Source organism: Ruegeria sp. YKSF070 (assembly GCF_059612725.1).
On record NZ_JBXWRD010000003.1, the window covers coordinates 1 to 14,694 of the forward strand.

Below are 14,694 nucleotides of genomic sequence, written 5' to 3' on the forward strand. Positions count from 1 at the left end.
GTCGAAAAGATAACCGGGGGTGCCTTGCCCAGCAGTTGCATCACCGGCAGGGCGAGGCGGATCAGGGTGAGCTTCAGGCTGTTGCGGCCCTTGCTCAAGCAGAAAGTCTTGGAGATGAACAACCCGCCAGGCTTTAGCCGGTCATGGATCGCGGCCAGGCTGGCATCGAGATCATCGACCAGATGCAGCAGGTTGAAGGCCAGTACCGCATCGAACGTCCCTTCGGGCGGTGTCTCGGCCCGGGCTTCTACAAACTCGACGTTCTCCACCCCCTGTTCCGCCGCCTTGCGCCGCCCCACGGCCAGCATTGCAGGCGCAATGTCGGTGGCGACGATCCCAGCCACCTTCGGCGCCAGCCGCAAGGCGGTGGTGCCGGTGCCGCAGCCCAGTTCTAGAACCCGGTCGATGGGCTTCAGGTGGGCGGCGGTGCGTTCGAGTGTATAGTCATAGGATGCCATGTCCGCGATCGGGCTGCGGGCGTATTTTTCGGCAATCCGGTTCCAGAATGTGACGCTGTCAACCATGCGTGTCTCCTTTTGGCGGCACAATAGATATACGCAGAGTCATTAGAAATTGCCGAAATTCGCAGTTTGCTTATACAGGAATGCATGAATGATCTGACCAAGCTGGACTGGAACCACATCCGCGCCTTTCTGAAAACCGCCGAGGCGGGATCGCTGTCGGCGGCCGCGCGGCGATTGAACCTGACACAGCCGACGCTCAGCCGCCAGGTCGCGGCGCTGGAGCAGGATCTGGGTGTCTTGCTGTTCGAGCGGATCGGGCGGGCGCTGGTGCTGACCGAGGCGGGGGCCGACCTGCTGGAGCATACGCGCGCCATGGGGGCAGCGGCGGAGCGGGTGGCGTTGGCGGCTTCGGGCCAGGCTCAATCCATCGAGGGCCGGGTCCGGATCACCGCCAGCGACGTAATGTCGGCCTATGTGCTGCCGGAGGCGCTGCGACGTATCCGCAATCAGGCCCCCCGGCTGGAGATTGAGGTCATCGCCGCCAACGATATCCGCGATCTGATGCGGCGCGAGGCCGATATCGCCATCCGCCATGTCCGACCCGAACAGCCCGATCTGATCGCCCGGTTGGTGCGCGAGGCGACGGCGCATTTCTATGCCGCCTCCTGCTATCTCGACTGGCGCGGGCGTCCGGTGACCAAGGATGATCTGGCGACACATGACTTCATCGCCTTTGGCGATGTCAGCGAGATGCTTGGGCACTTGGCGCCGCTGGGCTTGCCGCTGACGCGTGCGAATTTCCGGCTCGGCTCGCAAAGCGGCGTGGTGGCCTGGGACTATGTGCGGCAGGGGTTCGGCATAGCACCGATGAGCGATGATGTAGCCGCATTGACCGAAGGCGTGGAGCGGATATTGCCAGAGATGGAGCCGCTGGTGTTCCCGGTCTGGCTGACCGCGCATCGCGAGGTGCATACCAGCCGGCGCATCCGTCTGGTGTTCGACATATTGGCCGATTTTCTGGCCGCTTGAGACGCAAAAGGGCGCACCGGGAGGCACGCCCTTGTACAGTGATACGGGAGCCGGATCAGCCGCGCAGGGTTCCGCCGGTGGCCTTGGCGACCTTCTCGACGATCTTGGCGCTGACGGCCTCGATATCCTTTTCCTTGAGCGTTGCCTCGGTCGGTTGCAGGCGCACGGTGATGGCGAGCGATTTCTTGCCTTCGCCCAGCGAACCGCCAATGAACTCGTCAAAGACGCGCACATCCTCGATCAGCGCCTTGTCGGCCCCGGCGGCGGCATTGACCAGTGTCAGCGCCTCGACGCCTGCATCGACCACAAAGGCAAAATCGCGTTCGACCGCTTGCAGGTCGCGCAGTGCAAGCGCCTCGCGCGTGGTGCCCGATTTGCGGGGCAGCGGCACTTCTTCGGGCCAGAGCACGAAGGCGACCGCCGGTCCCTTGACGTCCATTGCCTGCAACACGCGGGGGTGCAGCTCGCCAAAGATGCCCAGAACCTTTTTCGGGCCAAGGCAGATACGGCCATGGCGGCCCGGATGCCACCAGCCCTCGGCCCCGCGCAGGATCTGCACCTTGGCGGGCGCCCCCATGGCGGCCAGTACCGCCTCGGCATCGGCCTTGGCGTCATAGACATCGACCGGGCGCGCGGCGCCATGCACGTCCTTGGGTCCGGTACGGCCGACCAAGAGGCCCGCGATCTGCGCCCGCTGTTCGCCCGGCTCACCGCCGTGGAACACAGGCCCCGCCTCGAACAGGGCCAGATCGGCAAAGCCGCGCGCCTGGTTGCGGGCAGCGGCAGCCAGCAGGCCCGGCAGCAGGTCGGGGCGCATGTGGCTCATTTCCGACGAGATCGGGTTTTCCAGCATGGTCGCATCAGTCCCGCCGCCGAACAGCGCGGCCGAGGCCTGGTCGATGAAGGTGTAGCTGACGCATTCGTTGTACCCCAGCGAGGCCGCCGTGCGGCGCGCCATCGACAGGCGGCGCTGTTGCGGTGTCATCACCGGTTTCGGCACGCCAGAGGTCAGACGCGGAAGCGGCTTGCCCACCAGCTTGGTCAGCGACGCGATGCGGGCCACTTCCTCGACCAGATCGGCCTCGCCCTGCACATCCGGGCGCCAGCTGGGCACATGCGCCATGTTGCCTTCGAGCCGGAAGCCAAGGCGCGTCAGCGTCTGGCGCTGTTCGCTTTCGGGGATGTCCATGCCGACCAGCGACCGCACGCGTTCGGCGTCCAGCTTGTAGGCGCGGGAATGGTTGGGAACCGCACCCGCGATCACCACGCTCGAGGCCTCGCCGCCGCAGATATCGAGGATCATCTGGGTCGCGTGTTCCAGCCCTTCGAGCGTGTATTCCGGATCGACCCCGCGCTCGAAGCGATAGCGCGCGTCCGAGTTGATCTTGAGTGCGCGGCCCGCAAGCGCGATCTGCACATTGTCCCAATAGGCGCTTTCGAGGAAGACATTCACCGTCTCCTCGGTACAGCCAGTGGCGTCACCGCCCATGATACCGGCGATGCTCTCGGGCCCTTCATCGTCCGAGATCACCATCATGCCGGGCTGGAAGGTGTATTCCTTCTCGTCCAGCGCCTTGAGCGTTTCGCCCCCTGCCGCGCGGTGGACGCGCAGGTTGCCCTTGACCTTGTCCGCGTCAAAGACGTGCAGCGGGCGGTTGTGGTCATAGGTCATGTAATTGGTGATATCGACCAGCGCCGAGATCGGGCGCAGGCCGATGGCGCGCAGCTGGTCCTGCAACCATTGCGGGCTGGGGCCATTGCGCACGTCACGGATCAGGCGGCCGGTGAACAGCGGGCAGCCGTCGCGGGTATCCTCGTCGATGGTGACCTTGATCGGGCAGTCAAAATCGCCTGGCACCGGCGCATAGGCGCGGGTTTTCAGCGTACCAATGCCGCGCGCGGCCAAGTCGCGGGCGATGCCCGCCACGCCCAGCGCGTCGGGGCGGTTGGGGGTGATCGCGATCTCGATCACCGGGTCGACCTTGGCCGGGTCGTTCTCGGCCAGCCAATCGATGAACAGCTCGCCCACCTCGCCCGAGGGCAGTTCGATGATGCCGTCATGTTCCTCAGACAGTTCCAGCTCGCGCTCGGAACACATCATGCCGTGGCTTTCGACACCGCGGATATTGCCGACCGAGAGGGTCACGTCGATGCCGGGCACATAGTCGCCCGGCTTTGCCAAAACCACGGTGATGCCTTCGCGCGCGTTGGGGGCGCCGCAGACGATCTGTTTCTCGCCCTCGTTGGTTTCCACCACGCAGACGCGCAGGCGGTCGGCATCGGGGTGTTGCTGGGCCGATTTGACATGGGCCAGAGTGAACCCGGCCAGACGCGCGGCTGGGTTCTCGATGCCTTCGACTTCGAGCCCCAGATCGGTCAGCGCCTCGGCGATTTCGTCCACGCTGGCGGTGGTGTCCAGGTGGTCCTTCAGCCAGGAGAGGGTGAATTTCATGTCGTCGTCCTGTCCTTGATGCGGGTCAGCCCGTCGCCGGTTCCGGTACGCTGCTGCCAAGGTTCGTTTTGGTCAGACCGGCTTTAGCGGATTAGGTCAGGATGGAAAAGAGTGGACCGCATATGTGCGGGCTGTCAGCTTGCGTTGCGCAGCCGTTCCAGCACCCGCAACGAGGCGTAGCCGTCAGGCGCCAGGCCCTGATCCAGCTGATAGTCGCGCACCGCGTTGATGGTCAGCGGTCCGATCTTGCCGTCGATCTTTTGCGTATCGAACCCGGCGGCGGTCAGGCGCTCTTGCAGCTCGATCCGTTCGTCCAGGGTCAGCGCCCGGTCGGCGCGTGGCCAGCTGCCCCGGATCGGCCCCCCACCGGCGATGCGGTCGGCCAGATGGCCGACCCCGATCACATAGGCATCGGCGGTGTTATAGGTCTCGATCACCGCGAAATTGTCAAAGATCATGAAGGCCGCGCCGCTATGCCCGGCGGGCAGCAGGATGCTGGCGGGGCCATGGTCGGGCACCGCGTGGCCCTGAACGTCGCGCACGCCCTGAGCGGCCCAATCCGACGGCATCCTTGTCAACTCGCGCCGTGCGCTTGTCAGGTCGAACCCCTTTGGCAACTGCACCTCGACCCCCCAGGGTTGGCCGCTGACCCAGCCATTGGCCTTGAGATAAGCAGCGGTCGAGGCCAGCGCGTCGCTGGGGTCGTCCGACCAGATATCGCGGCGCCCGTCGCCGGTGAAATCCACCGCGTGATCCTGATATGAGGTCGGCATGAACTGGGTATGGCCCATCGCGCCCGCCCAGCTGCCGCGCAGATCGCGCAGCCGGGCATCGCCTCTGTCAAGAATGCGTAGGGCGGCGATCAGCTGTTCTTCGAAGAACGCGGCGCGACGCGTGTCAAAGGCCAACGAAGCCAGCGAACGTAGGGTGCTGTCGCTCCCGCGTACCGCGCCATAGGCGCTTTCCAGTCCCCAGATGGCGGCGACCACATGGCGGTCGACGCCCCATTGTGCCTCGATCCGGGTCAGCAGGTCGGTATGGCGCGCGACGGCCTTGCGGCCATTGGCGATGCGGGCCTCGGACACGGCAGTGTCGAGGTAATCCCAGATCGTTTTGGTGAACTCCGCCTGGTTGCGGTCGCGCCGGACCACTTCGGCATCATAGCGGAGGCCGGGCAAGGCGGCATCCAGCGTAGCCGGGGTGATGCCGAGAGCCAGCGCACGGGCGCGAAACCCGGCCAACCAGGTTTGAAACTGCGCTTCGAGATCCTGAGAGGCAGGCGTGAGTGTAACCGGCCGCAATACTGGGCGCAGCGATTGCGCCACCGCCGGTATCAGCGTGGCGGGTGTTTCCGCCGCAACGCTGCCGCCCAGGCATAACGCCAGAGATGTCAGGAACCGGATCATGGGTCGCGCCCTGTTTTGCTGCTCGCCCCCAGACTACTGCGAAAGCGGCGGCGGACAAAGCACTCACACCTGTTGCGCGCGGATCTGTGCCAGTGCATCGCGCAGCATCGGCACCCTGCGCGGGCGAAAGCTCTGCCCGGTGACCTCCAGATCGCGCATCCGGTCCAGCCGGAACACCCGCACATCCTTTCGCAACAGGCACCAGGCAATCAGCACGCTGGAGCGATCCATATAGACGATGGACAGCGGATAGACAGTGCGCGAGGTGGCGGCGCCATGCATGTCGGTATAGTTGAAGCTGACCGCCATCTCGTCCCAGGCGGCGGCGCGCAGCTGGGCCACCGGGATTGTCGGTGGCTGGGGCCGGTCAAACCGGGTCGCGGTCAGCACCGCATGTGACAGGCGGTGCGACTGGCGCGGCGGCAGACGGCCCTGAAGCTTGCGCAAGGCGGCGCTGGCGGCCTGGCTGAGTGCCGGGTCGCCGATCAGTTCCGCCTCGCGCAGACCCAGAACCAGCGCCTCCAACTCGTCATCGGTAAAGCCGAGCGGGGGCAGGGTGGCGTCCTCGATCAGGGTAAAGCCAAACCCTGCTTCGCCGTCGATCACGGCGCCAAGACCGCGCAGCGCGTCGATGTCGCGATGGATGGTACGGGAAGAGACGCCCAGATCCTGTGCCAGCGCCGTCGAGGTATGCGGCGCCGGGCCCGAGCGCAGGGCCTGCATCAGCTGGAACAATCTTGCGGTTTTGGACATGGCGCAGGGTAACCCGATGCTGATGACAGAAACTGGCATTATGCTGCCCTATCCAGTCGGCAGTTGAAACCAAGGATCGGACAGATGTTGACCCTGATTATGTTTCCCAAGGCCTTCGGGCTATACTCTGCCAGCCCGTTTTGCGTGAAAGCGGCCTATCTGATGCAACTGAGCAGGCACACCTGGCAACGACAGGACATGAACGATCCGCGCCGCATGCCTCATGGCAAACTGCCCGTCCTGCGCACGCCGGAACGGCTGGTGCCCGACAGCGATGGTATCCGCGCCTGGCTGGAGTCGCGGGGCGCGGAATTCGACCGTGGTCTGACCGATGCCCAGCGGGCCAGTGCGCGGGCGCTGATCCATATGGCCGAGGATCACCTGTATCCCTATCTGGTGCTGGATCGATGGGGCGATGACGCGGTCTGGGCAATCATTTGCGACACATTCTTTGGTGAGATCCCGCGCCTGTTGCGCAAACCGGTCACCAATCGGATCCGGGCGCAAGTGCTGCGCGGGCTCGACTTTCAGGGCATGGGCCGGTTTTCCGAAACAGATCGGCGCGACCGGGTCGAGCGCAGTTTCGAAGCGGTGACCGCACTGTTGTGGCAGAAACCCTTCCTCTTTGGTGATACGCGAACCGGTGCCGATCTGTCGGTCGCGCCGATGCTGGCCGCGATGCGGGCGACACCGGTCGCGACCCCGCTGCAACGCCGCGTCGCGGGTGACCGGCTATTGTCGGACTATGTCGACAGGATGGACGCGACCATTCCCCTGACATGACCAGCCCTTTGGATTAAAAGCTTGTTTCGGTTTGCGGCCTGTCCGACCGCACAGCGCGGGTCTGGTCAACTTGCGCGCGCTGGCTGGCCATCTGTTGCGCCAACCCCGGATCACGGCTCGAAACGAACGGCGCGCCCCATGCCTGGAGGAACATGAGGCGCGCGCAAGGCGCGACAACCGAGGGAGGTCCGGTTTATCGCGAATGACCCGCGCGCCCATCAAACCGCAGGGGCGCGCGGATCGGAGGTTAGTTGACCGACTTTGCCTCGATCCGTTCGGGCGTGTCGGCGGATTTGACCGAAGCGATCTCGATCCGGCGCGGTTTCAGCGCCTCGGGAATCTCGCGCTTCAGGTCGATATGCAGCATGCCGTTTTCGTGGCTGGCTCCGGTCACGCGCACGTGATCGGCCAGAGTGAAGCGGCGTTCGAACGCACGGGTGGCGATGCCGCGATGCAGATAGGTCCGTTCGGCCTCGTCGGCGGCCTTGCGGGCCGAGATCACCAGGGCATTTTCCTTGACCTCGACCGACAGGTCGCTATCGGCGAAACCGGCCACCGCGATCGAGATGCGATAGGCGTCTGCGGCGGTTTTCTCGATGTTATAGGGCGGATAGCTGGGCTGCCCCACGTCGCTTGACATGACCCTGTCCATCAGATCGGCGATCTGGTCGAAACCGATGCTGGCGCGGTGCAGCGGGGCGAAATCGAAACTGCGCATATGTCGTAATCCTCTTCTTCGAGCGATTGATTCCAAAGCCCTCCGTCACGGACGGGCGGTTTCAGGCCCGGACCCCGCTTTGCGGCGGCCCGGTCAAATTGACATGGGAAAGCGCAGAAGTGTTTTCAAGAGCCGCCGGGACGCAGGAACTTGGCCCCAGAGGCGCCCGACGACAGGCCGCCGCCCACTTGCAGGCGGCGGATATTGGCCGCCGGCGCCAGGGCATTGGCGCGCAGCTTCTGTTTCAGGGCGGCGACGGTTTCGGCCAGTTCCATGCCATAGCCGATAGAGCGGCCTTCGATCACGGCACCGGCGGAAACCAGCGACAACACGCGGCCCCGGCTGCCTTCGCGCGCAAGGATGGCCGCGCCGGACGAGCCAAAGGTCACGTCACAGTCAAAGGCGATCAGCCCCTCTTGCCGCCAGAGCATCTGGCAGGCGCGCTGGCGCGATATCGCCTCGGCCCGACCGCGCCCGTAGGACGAGACGCTGATTTCGCTGCCGGTCACGTCGCCCGAATGCAGGGCGAAGGGGTCGGCCAGCGCGGTCGGCACCGGATTGTCCAGCCGCATCAGGGCGACATCGACCCGGATACGCTCGGCCGAGACAGCGCCCGCGGGCTGGAATTCGGAAGGTGTCACGATCTGCACGACACGGCGGTCGGCTATGGAGGTGCCATCGCGGAAACCGGCGCGAAAGGTGATCTCGCCCGCGCGGTAATGTGCGCTGGTGCGCCCGTCAAAGGCGCAATGGGCGGCGGTCAGAACCAGGTCGGGGGCAATCAGGGTGCCAGTGCAAAATCCCTGTTCGGCAATGTCAAGCCGCCCGACTGCCTCCCACCCGAACAGGTCGTCGCGGTCGGTCAGGCGGCGGAGCCCGGAATTCTGTGCCAGGGCAGGCAGGGCCAGCAGGGCCGAGAGTGCAAGGGCGCATAGTGCCTTCATGGTTTGACAAACTTGGCGCCCGATGCGCTGCCCCGATTGCTGACGGACAGGCGGTTGACGCGAGGTACCGTCGGATTGGCAACCCGTTTGCGACTGTCCAGTTCTCCCATCAGATAGGTCAGAGTGTCATCGAGCGAGGTGCCAAGCGCCACGCGTGCGCCATCGACCTCGGCCTTGGCCGAAACCACCGAGACGATGCGTGGTGTGGTGTCCGACAGGCTGAAGACCGGAGACCCCGAGGCGCCGAAGTCCACATCGCAGGTCATGACCAGCACGCCCTGCTGCCGGGCCATGACCGCGCAGGACCTTTGCAGCGAGGGCGCCTCGGCCCGGTCATGGGCATAGGAGACCACCTGGACCGCATCGCCCCGCATCGGGTGGCTGCCGGTCTCAAACGGGATGACGGTGGTGTTGCGGATCGGCTGGCTCAGCTTCAAAAGCGCCAGGTCGTTGCGTACCCGGTCGGCGGTGACCGAACCTTCGTAAAGATAGTCGGGGTGATGAACCGCCCGCGCAACCCTGCGATAGGCCGAGGCGCGCCCGCGCCGCCAACCTGCCAGGAACTCGATCCGGGCCGGGTCGATCCGCTGTCCGGTGGTTTTGTCGTAAAGACAATGGGCGGCGGTCAGCACCAGATCGGGCGCGATCAGGGCGCCGGTACAGAACCCGGTCCCGTCGATATCCAGCCGCCCGACTGCAAGCCAGCTGCGCCCGGCATCGGTGGTTTCAAGGCTGGTCAGCCCGCTGTCCTGCGCACCCGCGATGGTCGCCGCGGTGGCAAGAACGAATGCCAGTATGGATTTGCGCACGCGGTCCTCCGCACCTGTTGTCGGGGACAGAAGTAGTGGGCGCATTGGGCGAAAATGGGGCGCGGTCGGGACTTCTTGACGGATATGCGCGAGCTGCCGCTTGCGCCAAACGGTCAGGCTTGGCAGGGTCGCATCAGTTGCCGCGTGGCTGACGACACCGACATAACAAGGGTTCCGAATTGTCTCTGCATCTATCGGTCGAGCAATGACATTGTCTGCTACACGGTCATGGCTGGTGCTGGCGGGGCTGGCGCTTGGGGTGACAGTGACCAACGGGTTTGCCCGCTTTGCCTATGGTCTGCTGCTGCCAGCGATGAAATCGGAGATGCAGTGGAACTATGCCCAGGCGGGCTGGCTGAACACGGCCAATGCGCTGGGCTATATCGCGGGCGCGGTGCTAACCATGATGGCGATCCGGCGCGTCGGCCCGGTGCGCTTGTTCGTCATCGGTCTGATTGCCACCACACTGGCGCTGCTGGCTACCGGAGCGAATGCCGAACTGTGGTGGCAGACATCTTGGCGCATTCTTGCCGGGTTCTTTGGCGCGATGTCCTTTTCCACTGCCGGAACGCTGACCGCTGGCCTGTTCCGCGACGATCCGAGGCGTAACGCGCTGGCTATCGCGATCTTGTTCGGGTCAGGCGGAGGCTTCGGCATTGTGCTGGCCGGAGCCGCGCTGCCGCTGTTTCTGGAGGCATATGGCCCGGCAGCATGGCCGCTGGCCTGGTATCTGATTGGCGGCGCCAGCCTGACCTTCCTGCCGCTGGCCCTTTGGGCGGCGGTGCAACAACGCGCCCTTGTCCAGTCGCAGGCGGGGCAAGCCCCGTTGCCGCTGCGCCGGATGCTGCCGGAACTGGCGGGTTATGCCGGGTTTGGTCTGGGATACATCGTCTATCTGACCTTTCTGTCGGCCTGGATGACCGAGCAGGCGGCCAGCGCACCCTTCATCGCTCTGGTCTGGGTAATCCTGGGGCTGTGCATCTCGGTCTCGCCGCTGGTGTGGCGGCCGGTGCTGGCGCGCCATGCCTCGGGCCTGCCGTTGGCGATGATCCTGACCGGCATCGCCGTCGGCTCCGCCTTGCCGGTGGTGTTGCCCAATGGTCCGGCCCTGTTGGTCTCGGCGGTGGTCTTTGGTCTGTCGGTATTTATGGCGCCGGGGGCGGTGACCAATTTCGCGCGCCAGAACCTGCCGCCCGAAAGCTGGGGCCGGGCGATCAGCCTGTTCACGGTGGTGTTTGCCGTTGCCCAGACGCTCGGCCCCTATGGGGCCGGGTTGGTCGGCGATCTGGTCGGCGACATCGGCGTCAGCCTGCTGGTCGCCGCCGGCCTCTTGCTGGCCGGGGCGGCGATTGCATCGCGGCAGCGGCCGCTTTAACGCAGGATCGGTACTTCGGGCGCGCGCTTGCCCGGCGCGGTCATCGCCGGTGGCTGTGGCCCGCCCGTGGCCCAGTCCAGCAGTTCCACCGTGTGCATGATCGGCAGTTCGGTGCCCGAGCCAATCTGCATCATGCAACCGATATTGCCCGCCGCGATCAGGTCGGGCTTCTTTGCCTCAAGCGTGCGGACCTTGCGCGCCTTGAGCTTGCCCGAGATCTCGGGCTGCATCAGGTTATAGGTCCCGGCCGAGCCGCAGCAGAGATGGCTGTCGGCAGGTTCGACCACCTTGAACCCCGCGCGTTTCAGCAGGTCCTTGGGATAGGTCTTGATCTTTTGCCCGTGTTGCAGCGAGCAGGCAGCGTGATAGGCCACGGTCAGCCCCTTGTCGGTACCTTCGGGCAGGTCGAGCTGCATCAACAACTCGCTTATGTCCATCGCGATGGACGACACGCGGGCGGCCTCGGCTGCCAGCGGCTCGTTGCGGAACATGTGGCCGTAATCCTTGACGGTGGTGCCGCAGCCGCTGGTGTTGATCACGATCGCGTCCAGGCCCGCACCATCCATTTCGCGCACCCAGGCGCGGATGTTCTTTGCCGCCGTCGCGTGGCTTTCACCGGTGCGCCCCATGTGATGGGTCAGCGCGCCGCAGCAGCCCGCCCCCTCGGCCACCACGACCTCGCAACCCAGCCGGGTCAGCAGGCGGATGGTGGCGTCGTTGATATCGGTGTTCAGCGCCTTTTGCGCACAGCCGGTCATCAGGGCGACGCGTTTCTTGCGCGCGCCGGTCGGGGCAAAGCTCTGCGGATCGTCGTTGCGGCTCACTGGCGGGATATGTTTCGGCGTCATGTCGAGCATCGCGCGCAGCCGCGCATCGGGCATCAACCCGCGGAACGGACGGCCGATCTTGGCCCCCAGCAAAGCCAGCCGGAACCGTGTTGGATAGGGCAGGACGCGCGCCAGAATCCAGCGCAGCGCCCGGTCGCTGAACGGGCGGCGGTAATTCTGCGCGATATATTCGCGCGCGTGGTCGACCAGATGCATGTAATTCACGCCCGAGGGGCAGGTGGTCATGCAGGCCAGGCAGCTGAGGCAGCGGTCGATATGCTTGACTGTCTTTGCATCCGGTACCCGGCTGTTTTCCAGCATGTCCTTGATCAGGTAGATCCGTCCGCGCGGGCTGTCGAGTTCGTCTCCCAGCACCTGATAGGTCGGGCAGGTGGCGGTGCAGAACCCGCAATGTACGCAGGAACGCAGGATCTCGTTGGCGCGCTGGATGCCGGGATCGCTCAGCTGTTCGGCGGTGAAATTCGTCTGCATCGCTTACCCCATCAGTCCCGGGTTGAAGTGCCCTTTCGGGTCGAACCGCTGCCGCAGGCCGCGTGACAGCGCGGCAAGCGGGGCCGGTTCCGGCTGGAACATGGCGCGCTGCGTCCGATCCCCTCGGATCAGGGTCGCATGGCCCGCAAATTCGCCCAGCCGCGCGCGCAGGTCGGTGCCTTTGGGCATCAGCGCCCAGATCAACCCGCCGCCCCAGTCGAACAGCAATGCCTCGGCCTTGCAACGCGCGGCCAGCTCGGGCGCATCGCCCGGTTTCACCGAAATTCGCCAGACCTCGCCTTCGCGCCCGTGAAATGGCGCCACATCGCGAATACCCGGCCAGGGATCGTCCTCCAGCCGCGCGACGGCTCCGAATGGTGCCAACAGTCGGCTCAGCGCCTCTGCCCGATAGGCGACCGAGGCCTCGAAGCCCTCGATCCGAACCAGCGCCGATCCCAAGGCTGGGTCATAGGCCGCACCGGTCACCTCATAGGGAGAGCCAAGCCCGGCCGACAACGCGCGCACTGCGGATGCCGCATCGGGTACCGAAACGGTCAGAGTGGCTTGTGTCTCGGCCCTTGGCAGCACTTTCAGCGAGACCTCGCTCAGCACCCCCAACGTGCCCCAGGACCCGGCCATCAGCTTGACCAGGTCATAGCCGGTGACATTCTTCATCACCCGACCACCATTGCTGATCACCTGGCCCAGCCCGTCGACATAGCGCACCCCCAGTAGGAAATCGCGTGCCGCGCCCGCCTGTATCCGGCGGGGGCCCGAGATATTTCCGGCCACCACGCCGCCGATGGTGGGCGTGCCCTCGGTCCCCATCAATCCGCGATGATCCATCGGCTCAAAGGCGAGCCGCTGCCCCTCAGCTGCCAGCGCCGCCTCGATCTCGGCCACGGGCGTTCCCGCTTTGGCAACAAGAGTCAGCGCGCCGGGTTCATAAAGCGTGATGCCACTCAACCCCGAGATATCCAACTCGGCCTCGGGTCCCGGAATGCCGCGCGTGCCACCGCCCAGAATTCGCACCGGCCCGCTCAGCCCGGCCACGATCTCGGCCAGTTCAGCCTCTGTCTCGGGTTTCATCTTTTCACTTTGCTCCAAATACTCCGGGGGGAATTGGCCGCAGGCCAAGGGGGGCGGCGCCCCCGTTACTCTGCCGCAACCTGTACCGCGCGGCGGCTTTCCGAGACCGACAGTGGAAACACCTTGGCAGGGTTCAACAGCCACTGCGGGTCGAACACGTCCTTGACCGCCATCTGCGCCTCAAGATCTTCTGCTGCATATTGGTGCAGCATCAGGTCGCGCTTCTCGATCCCTACCCCGTGTTCGCCGGTCAGGCAGCCGCCCGCATCGACGCAGAGTTTCAGGATATCAGCACCAAATGCCTCACATTTTTCCAGGTCACCGGGCTTGTTGGCATCGAACAGGATCAGCGGGTGCATGTTGCCATCGCCTGCGTGGAACACGTTACCCACCTTCAGCCCGTATTCCTTGCTGAGTTCGCCAATCCGGCGCAGCACCATTGGCAGGGCGGAGACGGGGATGGTGCCGTCAAGGCACATGTAATCGTTGATCTGCCCCATGGCGCCAAAGGCCGATTTGCGGCCCAGCCAGATGCGGGCGCTTTCCTCGGCCGACTGGCTTTCGCGCAGTTCCAGCGGGTTATGGCGCCGGGCGATCTCGATGATGCGGGTCAATTGGTCGTCGATTTCGGCCTCGGACCCCTCGACCTCGACAATCAACAGCGCCTCGCATTGCGGATAACCCGCCTTGGCAAAGGCTTCGCAGGCCTCGATACAGAGCCGGTCCATGAACTCGATCGCCACCGGCAGGACGCCCGCCTTGATGATGTCGCTGACGCAGGCGCCCGCAACCTCGTTGCTGTCGAACGCCATCAGCACCGGGCGCGCACCCTCGGGCTTGCGCAGGATGCGCAGTGTGGCTTCGGTGACTACGCCCAATTGCCCCTCGCTGCCACAGATGACGCCGAGCAGGTCCAGCCCAGCCGCATCCAGATGCGCACCGCCGATCTCGACCACGGTGCCGTCCATCAGCACCATGGTGACGCCTAGCAGGTTGTTGGTGGTCACCCCGTATTTCAGGCAATGCGCCCCGCCCGAGTTCATCGCGATATTGCCCGCGATGGCGCAGGCCAGCTGCGACGAGGGATCAGGGGCGTAAAAGAAATCTTCGGCCTCGACCGCGCCGGTGACACTCAGGTTGGTACGGCCCGATTGCACCCGGATGATGCGGTTGTCATAGTCCGTCTCCAGCACCTCGTTCATTCGGGCCACGCCCAGGATCACGCTGTCGGCTGTCGGCAATGCCCCCCCCGCCAGCGACGTGCCCGAACCGCGCGGCACCACTGGCACGCCCTCTTCATGGCAGATGCGCAGCACGTCCGAGACGTCCTGTGTCGAGGCGGGCAGCACCACAAGCAGTGGCGGACAGCGATAGGCGGTCAGCGCGTCGCATTCATAGGCGCGGGTCTCGGACAGGTCGTCGATCACCGCATCGGCGGGCAAGACCTGCCGCAGACGTTGCACAAGGCGCGGCTTCTTGGCCAGAACGGTTGGATTCGGGGCGGGCATATCCATCGGGGATCCTCCATCTGGTAAAGTAATATTACCAATTTT

At 65.0% G+C, this 14,694-nt stretch carries 13 protein-coding genes; 3 read left to right on the forward strand and 10 right to left on the reverse strand.

Annotated elements, in window-relative coordinates; all coding sequences use genetic code 11:
* Window positions 1-524, reverse strand: a 524-nt coding sequence (locus AC2FL1_RS02030) for a class I SAM-dependent methyltransferase (protein ID WP_496875824.1), incomplete at its 3' end; no start/stop codon positions are given.
* 84 nt (window positions 525-608) lie between these two features.
* On the opposite strand from AC2FL1_RS02030, the gene AC2FL1_RS02035 reads away from it, so the two are divergent.
* On the forward strand, window positions 609-1,493 hold the full coding sequence (locus AC2FL1_RS02035) for a LysR family transcriptional regulator (protein WP_496875825.1): 885 nt from the start codon (window positions 609-611) through the stop codon (window positions 1,491-1,493).
* A gap of 55 nt (window positions 1,494-1,548) precedes the next feature.
* On the opposite strand, the gene pheT is transcribed toward AC2FL1_RS02035, so the two are convergent.
* The 3 genes from pheT to AC2FL1_RS02050 form a co-directional block, all read right to left on the reverse strand.
* Entirely contained in the window at window positions 1,549-3,945 is a 2,397-nt protein-coding gene (gene pheT, locus AC2FL1_RS02040) for a phenylalanine--tRNA ligase subunit beta (protein WP_496826753.1), read from the reverse strand.
* 134 nt (window positions 3,946-4,079) lie between these two features.
* Window positions 4,080-5,351, reverse strand: coding sequence for a lytic murein transglycosylase (locus AC2FL1_RS02045; RefSeq protein ID WP_496875826.1), 1,272 nt, complete (start codon window positions 5,349-5,351; stop codon window positions 4,080-4,082).
* A gap of 63 nt (window positions 5,352-5,414) precedes the next feature.
* Entirely contained in the window at window positions 5,415-6,104 is a 690-nt protein-coding gene (locus AC2FL1_RS02050; RefSeq protein WP_496875827.1) for a helix-turn-helix transcriptional regulator, read from the reverse strand.
* Between the two features lie 84 nt (window positions 6,105-6,188).
* On the opposite strand from AC2FL1_RS02050, the gene AC2FL1_RS02055 reads away from it, so the two are divergent.
* Entirely contained in the window at window positions 6,189-6,887 is a 699-nt protein-coding gene (locus tag AC2FL1_RS02055) for a glutathione S-transferase family protein (RefSeq protein WP_496875828.1), read from the forward strand.
* A 247-nt stretch (window positions 6,888-7,134) separates the two neighbouring features.
* Here AC2FL1_RS02055 and AC2FL1_RS02060 read toward each other — a convergent pair whose 3' ends face one another.
* The 3 genes from AC2FL1_RS02060 to AC2FL1_RS02070 all read right to left on the reverse strand — a co-directional run bounded on the left by AC2FL1_RS02060 (window position 7,135) and on the right by AC2FL1_RS02070 (window position 9,358).
* Window positions 7,135-7,605 (reverse strand): Hsp20 family protein, encoded by a 471-nt coding sequence (locus AC2FL1_RS02060; RefSeq protein WP_496826745.1) that lies wholly within the window; start codon window positions 7,603-7,605, stop codon window positions 7,135-7,137.
* Between the two features lie 125 nt (window positions 7,606-7,730).
* Complete coding sequence (locus AC2FL1_RS02065; RefSeq protein WP_496826743.1) at window positions 7,731-8,549, reverse strand: trypsin-like serine peptidase; 819 nt, start codon at window positions 8,547-8,549, stop codon at window positions 7,731-7,733.
* Window positions 8,546-9,358, reverse strand: coding sequence for a trypsin-like serine peptidase (locus AC2FL1_RS02070; RefSeq protein WP_496826741.1), 813 nt, complete (start codon window positions 9,356-9,358; stop codon window positions 8,546-8,548). The genes AC2FL1_RS02065 and AC2FL1_RS02070 overlap by 4 nt, the downstream gene beginning before the upstream one ends.
* Before the next feature lie 205 nt (window positions 9,359-9,563).
* Here AC2FL1_RS02070 and AC2FL1_RS02075 point away from each other — a divergent pair, with 205 nt between their 5' ends.
* Complete coding sequence (locus AC2FL1_RS02075) at window positions 9,564-10,733, forward strand: YbfB/YjiJ family MFS transporter (protein WP_496875829.1); 1,170 nt, start codon at window positions 9,564-9,566, stop codon at window positions 10,731-10,733.
* Here the strand turns inward: AC2FL1_RS02075 and glcF are convergent.
* The 3 genes from glcF to AC2FL1_RS02090 form a co-directional block, all read right to left on the reverse strand.
* On the reverse strand, window positions 10,730-12,052 hold the full coding sequence (gene glcF / locus AC2FL1_RS02080) for a glycolate oxidase subunit GlcF (protein WP_496875830.1): 1,323 nt from the start codon (window positions 12,050-12,052) through the stop codon (window positions 10,730-10,732). The genes AC2FL1_RS02075 and glcF overlap by 4 nt on opposite strands.
* Window positions 12,053-12,055: 3 nt before the next feature.
* On the reverse strand, window positions 12,056-13,141 hold the full coding sequence (locus tag AC2FL1_RS02085; protein ID WP_496826735.1) for an FAD-binding protein: 1,086 nt from the start codon (window positions 13,139-13,141) through the stop codon (window positions 12,056-12,058).
* Between the two features lie 65 nt (window positions 13,142-13,206).
* Window positions 13,207-14,655 carry an FAD-linked oxidase C-terminal domain-containing protein gene (locus AC2FL1_RS02090; protein WP_496875831.1) on the reverse strand — a complete coding sequence of 483 codons (1,449 nt, stop codon included), beginning with the start codon at window positions 14,653-14,655 and terminating at the stop codon, window positions 13,207-13,209.
* Window positions 14,656-14,694: the final 39 nt, after the last annotated feature.